Origin of the sequence: Bartonella sp. DB5-6, assembly GCF_000278115.1 — a bacterium.
GTDB classification, from domain to species: Bacteria; Pseudomonadota; Alphaproteobacteria; order Rhizobiales; family Rhizobiaceae; genus Bartonella; species Bartonella refiksaydamii.
This window is the reverse complement of record NZ_JH725128.1, coordinates 1-6,965: the sequence shown is the minus strand read 5'-3', so window position 1 is coordinate 6,965 and position 6,965 is coordinate 1. Positions and strand designations below refer to the sequence as shown.

Genomic DNA, 6,965 nt, shown 5'->3' with positions numbered 1-6,965 from the left:
AAGCCAATCTGTTGATTATGAATTATTTTCTTATGAGTGTTTAAAAAAACCTGCTGGTGTTGGAGAAATCTTAGGATTGATGATGAGACGTTTGTTGGATGCAAATGACCTTGAAGAAGAGCTTGATCATTACAAATCAGTTACAAAAGAAGCTAAACGAGTTTTAGCGACTCCGATTGCAAAAGTAGCTTAGACTTAAAACATCTTCCCTCCCCGTTCTCAAAATGGGGAGGTGGTTTAAAGATCAAGTTTTGAATGGGAGCCCAGACGCACTAAAATCAATCGATCTTGACCAATCAAGCGATAAATCAATACTAAGTCAGGTCGAATATGGCAATCTCGATAATTGCTCCAATTCCCAATCAATGCATGGTCATGATATCGAAGTTCTAAAGGTTGATCATTTGCTAATGCTGCAATGATTTGGCGCAAATCAGTATCTAAAAGATGCCGATACCGTCCTTTCATTTCACGCTTGAAATCACGTTTGAAGATAGTGGTACGTTCAATCGTCCGCATAGAGATCATCAAATAATTCGTCTACGGAATGAAACTTTTTTAAGTTACCTTCCTCTAGTTCTGCAAAAGCCGCTATAGTTTCCGCATTAGGTTGAAACAAGAAGGACGGAATAGCTTTATCTTGTGCAATACGCGTCATCAACACTCTCACAACATCACTTACTGATAAACCTGAAGCTTGAATAACTTGATTAGCGATATTTTGAATTTCTTCTGGTACACGCGCTTGAACCATACGACTGGCAGCCATAATGACTTCTCCTCTTGTAACTGTATTTCAATGTAATACAATTGAAGTTTAATTTCAACTGTAAAGCACATTTTTTAGAGTGGCGAGATCGTTTGGCTTAACAACCACTTGCTTTTTTTAAGACTTCACCCATACGTGTTCGCCAGTCTTTTCCTTGTTTTTTAAAAGAAGCAATAACGTTTTGGTCAAGGCGTAGAGTAACCGCTTGTTTAGGAGATTCAACGGGTGGACGCCCACGTTTACGGCGTTCTTCTGTTACATACTTAAAAAAGGAGGCTGGTAAAACGTCTTTAGCTGGCTTTAAGCGTGCAAGTTCTTCATCTGTTAGTGGTGGGGAATCCACAGCGTCCCAATCTTCTTTTGTGTAGCCACATCCTGTTTCAAAGGTTTTTTTGATAGTCATTGAAAACCTCTCTTTCTTTTTTATTCGCTTGACGAAAACTGATAATGGATATCGCTTCATTGCCAAGCTTTGCAAAAACAATAACTGTTGTGCCATCAGCAAAATGTCCAATAGCCTTCATGCGGTTTGAATGTGTTGCATCAATAAGAGCATGTTCCCAGTCAAAGTAAATAACATCAGCAAAATCAAGCTTATGTTTATTAATGTTTAAAGCTCTTTTTGGTTCATCCCACACTATCTTCATATATTTTATGTACACGAAAAATAAAACCTTGTCAATAATTAAAGTGTACAATAATTCGTATATACCATTCAAAATGGAGCAACTATGAATAAGAAACATCGTGAGGGCATATCGGTTCGTGCGTTTGCGAAGAAGATGGGTGTTTCACATAATGCGGTTATTTCTCGATTTAAGACAGGCAAATTTGATAAGGCTCTTTTTGAAGATGGTTCTGTCAATGAAGCCCTTGCCACAAGCATCTGGAATGAGAATCCAACAAAGCGCCCTGCCCCACTTTTAGCACCGGATGGACAACGGCGGACAAAGATCAAACAAGCCTCCACAGATGGTGCCAATGAATACAAGATAAAACTGGAGAGAATGCAAGTTGCGCTTGAAAGCGAAAAGATTGCCCTTGAACGACTACGCGAAACAACCGTTGATCGAGAAGAAATGAAAAAGGCGGCACGTGAGTTTGGAAGAGCACACCGTGATGCCATGTTGAATTTTCCACATCGTTTCGGGGCAAGCATTGCCGCACAAGTTGGATGTGATGCGGCCAGCCTTATTGGTGCCATTGATTATACTATGAGAACCGCTTTGCTTGAGGCGGTTACCATTCCCGTGCCTTTTCATGACCCTCATTCTCCAGAGTTAGAGAGCTTGCAAGAAACGAATAATGGATGACAATGCCGTCGAAGAATTTTTCGCTAATGCCAATGATGCACGACAACCAGACCCACCGTACAGGGTTTCGCAATGGGCGGACAAGAATAGATACCTTAGCACCGTAGCAAGTGCTGAGCCTGGGCTTTGGAGAACAAAGCGCACCCCTTATTTGCGCGAAATCATGGATAACCTTTCCTCTTACAAACCTATAGAGACAACCATTGTCATGAAAGGGGCGCAAGTTGGCATGTCTGAAGCAGGATTGAACTTCTGCGGTTATGCCATTCATTATAGTCCGGGACCTGCCCTTTATGTGATGCCAACGGTTGAGACAGCGAAGAAGCTTTCAAAAACCCGTCTTGACCCAATGATTATGGCAAGTCCTGCTTTAAGCGAACGCATTGCCCCAGCGCGGGCACGCGACAGCGGTAATACAATGTTTTCGAAAGAGTTTGATGGTGGTGCATTGATGCTTACAGGAGCAAACAGTGCTGCTGGTTTGCGTTCCATGCCTATTCGTTATCTGATTTTAGATGAGGTGGATGCCTATCCTCTCAGTGTGGATAACGAAGGTGATCCGGTAATGATTGCCGAAAAGCGGACCTCGACCTTTGTACAGAGAAAGATTTTTAAATTGTCCACGCCAACCCACCGTGACACAAGCCGTATCGCCAAGGATTTCGTGCTTGGAGATCAGAGATATTACAATGTTCCTTGTGACGCGTGTGGTGTTCTACAGCCCATTGTCTGGTCGCAAATCAAGTGGCCGAAAGGCGCCCCTGAAAAAGCTGTGTTTGTTTGTGCGCATTGTGGTCATGAACATGCCGAGCACAGAAAAACAGATCTCATGTGTGAAGAAAGAGGAGCATGTTGGGTACCAACCAGTGAGTCAAGTAGACCGAACTTGCGTTCTTATCATATTTCGGCACTTTATTCGCCTTGGCTTACTTGGGGGGAGTGCGCAAGAGAGTTTTTAGATGCCAAGGATGATCCGGCGCTTTTACAGCCTTTTGTCAACACAGTGCTTGGAGAGCCATGGGAGGATAGAACAGGCGAAGTTGTTGACCCTGATAGCCTCTATGCAAAACGTGAAGATTATCCCCTTGCACCAGAACAAGCCGTGTTGTTGACAGCGGGCATTGATGTGCAAAATGACCGCTTAGAACTTGAAGTGGTGGGATGGGGACGCAGTGAAGAAAGCTGGCATATCGATTATCAGGTCATCCTTGGTGATCCCTCTTCTTTTGAAGTATGGGACCAATTGGATGAATATCTTACAAGACGCTGGCCACATCTAGGTTACAAAGACGGCATCAAGATAACGGCTGCCTGTATTGATACCGGTGGTGGACACACACAAGCGGTTTATAATTACGTACGCCCCCGTGAAGAGCGGCGTATCTGGGGGATTAAGGGACAAGCGGGATGGCGTGCGGTATGGCCACGCCGCCCAAGTAGAAACAACAAAGGACAGATCAATCTCTATATTGTTGGTGTTGACGCAGCAAAAGATATTATCACGGCACGGTTTAAAAAATCCGGTCCTGAAGCATCAGGTGCTGGTGCAACACACTTTCACAAAAACCTTGATCGGGAATATTTTGATCAGCTAACCGCTGAAAGAAAAGTGATCAAATATTTTAAAGGCTTCAAGCGTATCGAATGGCAAAAAAGCGAAAAGGCAAGAAACGAGGCTTTGGATTGTAGGGTCTATGCTTATGCAGCTTTACAAGGTCTGATTTCGGCGGGAATAAACCTTAATCGAGAAGTCGATATCTTAGAAGAGCGCCTGGAAAAACTTAAAGTTGAAGGCTCTTTAGAGCAGCCAACATCAGAACGTTCCCGCTCTCCTGCTCCAAGAAGATCTCAGACAGCACAGCCTCAAAAAAAGCCATTCAGAACAATAATAAATCCTTATATGCGAGGGGATTGGAGGTAATTTGTGGGTGAAACTTTAGGACAATTTAACAGCAAAGTTGAGAGACTTGAAAATTTAAAAAGGCGGCGTGAGCAAATTGAAGAAGCTCTTTATTCGGGAGCACAATCGGTGCGCCATGGCGATAAGCAAGTAAGCAACCGTTCTGTTGAGGAACTGCGCAGAGCTCTTGAAATGCTGAATACGCAAATAGCGGACCTTGAAGGACGCAAGCGTTCACGTGTTTTTTATTTGAATATCTCAAGAGGTTATTAATGGCTGGCTTTTTTAATAAAATTACGGACTTTTTTAAAAGTTCCAGTCAACACAATCCCCATTTTGAAGCTGCAAGTAAAAGCCGTCGCATGGGTGGTTTTGATCCCGCCAAAAAACATATCAATAAAGCCATTGAGGAATGCGGTGATACCATTGTTGCTCGTTCAAGATGGCTTTATGACAATGAAGCTCTTTATGGTTCTGCAACGGAGGAATGGGTCTCTGCGGCTGTAAGTGATGGGATTAAACCTTATCCTCGTATTGAAGGTTTTCAAGAAGAAAAGAAAAAGCTTTTAGACTTATGGTGGCAATGGGTTGATGAGGCGGACTATGATGAAGATGCCAATTTTTATGGACTTCAAGCAACCATTGCACGAGAGGTCTTTTTAACCGGCGAATGCTTTGTAAGACTACACTATGTCGACCTTTATGGGCGCTCTGGTGTACCGCTTCAATTACAAGTTTATCCCACCGAAATGCTGGATTTAACTTACAATGGACCTGCTGAAATTAAAGGCAATTACATTCGTATGGGGATTGAATTTAATGCCAGTGGCAAGCGTGTTGCTTATCATTTCTGGGAACAGCACCCCTATGATGCTTCTCCTTCCAACATAGCATTTAAGAGCCAAGAGCGCGTGCGCGTACCTGCTGAAATGGTCCTTCATATCAAAGAGCGCCGTATTGCTGGACAGTTGCGCGGTTCTCCCAAAATAACGCGCGCTATGACAAAGATCTTTCAACTGGAATCCTATGATGATGCAGAACTTGATCGAAAAAGAACAGCGGCTCTTTTCGCGGCGTTTGTCAAGGACAATTCACCAAACGTCGAAAAATTATCCGATAATCGTGATAAAAACAACGTTGAAGAAGAATACAAAGCACCTGTCATTGCGCCCGGTGCATCTCTTTATTTAGGAGAGAATAAAGAGGTTACATTCTCAAATCCTGTTGAGGTTGGTGGCTCTTATGAGGCTTTTCAATTTCGCAATATCTTGAAAATTTGTGCAGCACTTAATATGCCTTATGCCGTTGTGACAGGGGATGTTACGCGGGGAAACTTCTCCAATGTACGCACCTCCATCATTCAATTTAGGCGTCACGTTAAACAATGGCGTGAACATATCATTGCCTTTCAGTTTAATCGCATTGTTTGGGAGCGCTTTGTTGAAATGGCAGTGCTTTCTGAATGCGTCAATTTGCCAGAGTGGGAAGAAAATCCCTTGCCATGGCTTCAATGTGAAAGCTTTGCACCACCCCTGGAAATGATTGATCCAAACAAGGATATCTCTGCGGAAAAAGAAGAAATCCGTGCAGGCTTGAAAACACGCCGTATGGCACTTGCCGAGCGTGGCTTTGATATCGACAGCATTCATGCCGAACTTGAGGAAGAGCACACAGACGCTCGTGAGCGCGGCTTATCTTTTGACACGGATATGGTAGCGCCCTCTGGTAGCAATCAAGTAATTGATACCGCAGATTCAGACCCTTCTGAAACTTATGAAAGTAACCAAGGCAGTGAGGCACATACAAATGGTGAATAATCTTGATATGCCGTTTTTGGTATCACGGCTTTTTGGTGTTCCTCATATGCTTGCATCGACAAAGCTTGATGTCATTTTGAATGCTCTTGCGCCGCGTCTTTTTGAGGGAGAAAAGTTTCCTCCTAAGGCTTTTGCGCAAGGGGATACAGCGTCTTTCAGACCCCCTGAAACTTATGTGGTGCAAAACAATATTGCCATCCTACCAGTTCATGGCACACTTGTGCGCCGCGGTGCATGGCTTGGTGCTCTCTCAGGGTTAACCTCTTATGAAGGTTTAAGAGCTTCTTTTCGTGAAGCCATTGCACAACCTGATGTTCGCGCTGTCTTACTGGATATTGACAGTAGCGGTGGAGAAGCCGGCGGTGTGTTTGATTTGGTTGAAGAGTTTCAAACACTCTCAAAACAATACAATAAACCCATTTGGGCGCATGCCAATGAGTTTGCCTGTTCTGCAGCTTATGCCATTGCTTGTGCGGCTTCTCAAATATGGGTTGCTCGCACGGGTGTTGTAGGCTCGATTGGGGTTGTTTGCGCCCATCTTGACCAATCCCGTGCGGATGAGAAACACGGGCATAAATGGACCTTCGTTTTTGAAGGGGATCACAAGGTTCACGGCAATTCTCACGAACCCTTGAGCGATACAGCACAGATAAAAATGCAAGCCGATTGCGCCCTGCTCTACGAGATGTTTGTCGATTTGGTGGCGCAAAACAGACCGCTGAATGCTGATGCAATTCGCGACACAAAAGCAGAAACTTTTATAGGCACCCAAGCTCTCAAACTTGGATTAGCAGATGCGCAAGGCACGCTTGCGCAAGCTTTGGAAACCTTAACGGATTCCATATCACAAAACCCAACATCAACAACAGAAGAAGGACAAAACACATGGCACGCACACAATACCGCGCCCAAGAAGAAGATGATGATGAAAAGATTGTCGACATCATCAATGACGAGGAAGAGGATGAAGACGATAGCGACATCAACAAAAACACCGAAGACTTCGACGACGAAGAAGATGATGAGGACGAAGACAATGAGGACAATGAAGACAAGCGTCAAGACATGAAAGCCGTGCTTGAACAAGAAAGAAAGCGCGCCAAAGCACTGACAAACCTTGAAAAGCAAGCAAAGCGTCTAGGCGTTTCTTTTGATGCAGCAAAAGC

9 protein-coding genes and 1 pseudogene are annotated in these 6,965 nt (G+C 44.0%); 6 read left to right on the top strand and 4 right to left on the bottom strand.

The window, feature by feature from the left end:
- Positions 1–193, top strand: a pseudogene (locus MCO_RS09415) (phage antirepressor Ant); the annotation flags it as partial.
- A 44-nt stretch (positions 194–237) separates the two neighbouring features.
- On the opposite strand, the gene MCO_RS09410 reads toward MCO_RS09415, so the two are convergent.
- The 4 genes from MCO_RS09410 to MCO_RS09395 all read right to left on the bottom strand — a co-directional run bounded on the left by MCO_RS09410 (position 238) and on the right by MCO_RS09395 (position 1,416).
- Positions 238–519: a type II toxin-antitoxin system YafQ family toxin gene (locus MCO_RS09410; RefSeq protein WP_007554192.1), complete on the bottom strand. Its 282-nt coding sequence runs from the start codon at positions 517–519 to the stop codon at positions 238–240.
- Positions 506–769, bottom strand: coding sequence for a type II toxin-antitoxin system RelB/DinJ family antitoxin (locus tag MCO_RS09405; RefSeq protein WP_004861501.1), 264 nt, complete (start codon positions 767–769; stop codon positions 506–508). The genes MCO_RS09410 and MCO_RS09405 overlap by 14 nt, the downstream gene beginning before the upstream one ends.
- A 97-nt stretch (positions 770–866) precedes the next feature.
- The gene (locus MCO_RS09400) at positions 867–1,172 is read right to left on the bottom strand and encodes a BrnA antitoxin family protein (RefSeq protein WP_007554187.1); all 306 of its coding nucleotides are present in this window, start codon (positions 1,170–1,172) and stop codon (positions 867–869) included.
- Positions 1,150–1,416, bottom strand: a complete 267-nt coding sequence (locus MCO_RS09395) for a BrnT family toxin (protein WP_007554185.1) — start codon at positions 1,414–1,416, stop codon at positions 1,150–1,152. The genes MCO_RS09400 and MCO_RS09395 overlap by 23 nt, the downstream gene beginning before the upstream one ends.
- Before the next feature lie 84 nt (positions 1,417–1,500).
- Here MCO_RS09395 and MCO_RS09390 point away from each other — a divergent pair, with 84 nt between their 5' ends.
- The 5 genes from MCO_RS09390 to MCO_RS09370 are packed head-to-tail and all read left to right on the top strand — an operon-like array spanning position 1,501 to position 6,868.
- Positions 1,501–2,082, top strand: coding sequence for a hypothetical protein (locus MCO_RS09390; RefSeq protein WP_007553718.1), 582 nt, complete (start codon positions 1,501–1,503; stop codon positions 2,080–2,082).
- Positions 2,075–4,003 carry a phage terminase large subunit family protein gene (locus MCO_RS09385; RefSeq protein WP_007554182.1) on the top strand — a complete coding sequence of 643 codons (1,929 nt, stop codon included), beginning with the start codon at positions 2,075–2,077 and terminating at the stop codon, positions 4,001–4,003. Before MCO_RS09390 ends, MCO_RS09385 begins: the two co-directional genes overlap by 8 nt.
- A 3-nt stretch (positions 4,004–4,006) precedes the next feature.
- Positions 4,007–4,255 (top strand): phage head-tail joining protein, encoded by a 249-nt coding sequence (locus MCO_RS09380; protein ID WP_007554180.1) that lies wholly within the window; start codon positions 4,007–4,009, stop codon positions 4,253–4,255.
- Positions 4,255–5,799 carry a phage portal protein gene (locus tag MCO_RS09375; protein ID WP_007554178.1) on the top strand — a complete coding sequence of 515 codons (1,545 nt, stop codon included), beginning with the start codon at positions 4,255–4,257 and terminating at the stop codon, positions 5,797–5,799. The genes MCO_RS09380 and MCO_RS09375 overlap by 1 nt, the downstream gene beginning before the upstream one ends.
- Entirely contained in the window at positions 5,789–6,868 is a 1,080-nt protein-coding gene (locus tag MCO_RS09370) for a S49 family peptidase (RefSeq protein ID WP_007554176.1), read from the top strand. The genes MCO_RS09375 and MCO_RS09370 overlap by 11 nt, the downstream gene beginning before the upstream one ends.
- Positions 6,869–6,965: the final 97 nt, after the last annotated feature.

What these genes read in the sequence shown, in the direction of transcription:
- MCO_RS09405 (WP_004861501.1), bottom strand. Translation starts at nt 769, where the DNA reads ATGGCTGCCAGTCGTATGGTTCAAGCGCGTGTACCAGAAGAAATTCAA.
- MCO_RS09385 (WP_007554182.1), top strand. Translation starts at nt 2,075, where the DNA reads ATGGATGACAATGCCGTCGAAGAATTTTTCGCTAATGCCAATGATGCA.
- MCO_RS09370 (WP_007554176.1), top strand. Translation starts at nt 5,789, where the DNA reads ATGGTGAATAATCTTGATATGCCGTTTTTGGTATCACGGCTTTTTGGT.
- MCO_RS09395 (WP_007554185.1), bottom strand. Translation starts at nt 1,416, where the DNA reads ATGAAGATAGTGTGGGATGAACCAAAAAGAGCTTTAAACATTAATAAA.
- MCO_RS09390 (WP_007553718.1), top strand. Translation starts at nt 1,501, where the DNA reads ATGAATAAGAAACATCGTGAGGGCATATCGGTTCGTGCGTTTGCGAAG.
- MCO_RS09375 (WP_007554178.1), top strand. Translation starts at nt 4,255, where the DNA reads ATGGCTGGCTTTTTTAATAAAATTACGGACTTTTTTAAAAGTTCCAGT.
- MCO_RS09400 (WP_007554187.1), bottom strand. Translation starts at nt 1,172, where the DNA reads ATGACTATCAAAAAAACCTTTGAAACAGGATGTGGCTACACAAAAGAA.
- MCO_RS09410 (WP_007554192.1), bottom strand. Translation starts at nt 519, where the DNA reads ATGCGGACGATTGAACGTACCACTATCTTCAAACGTGATTTCAAGCGT.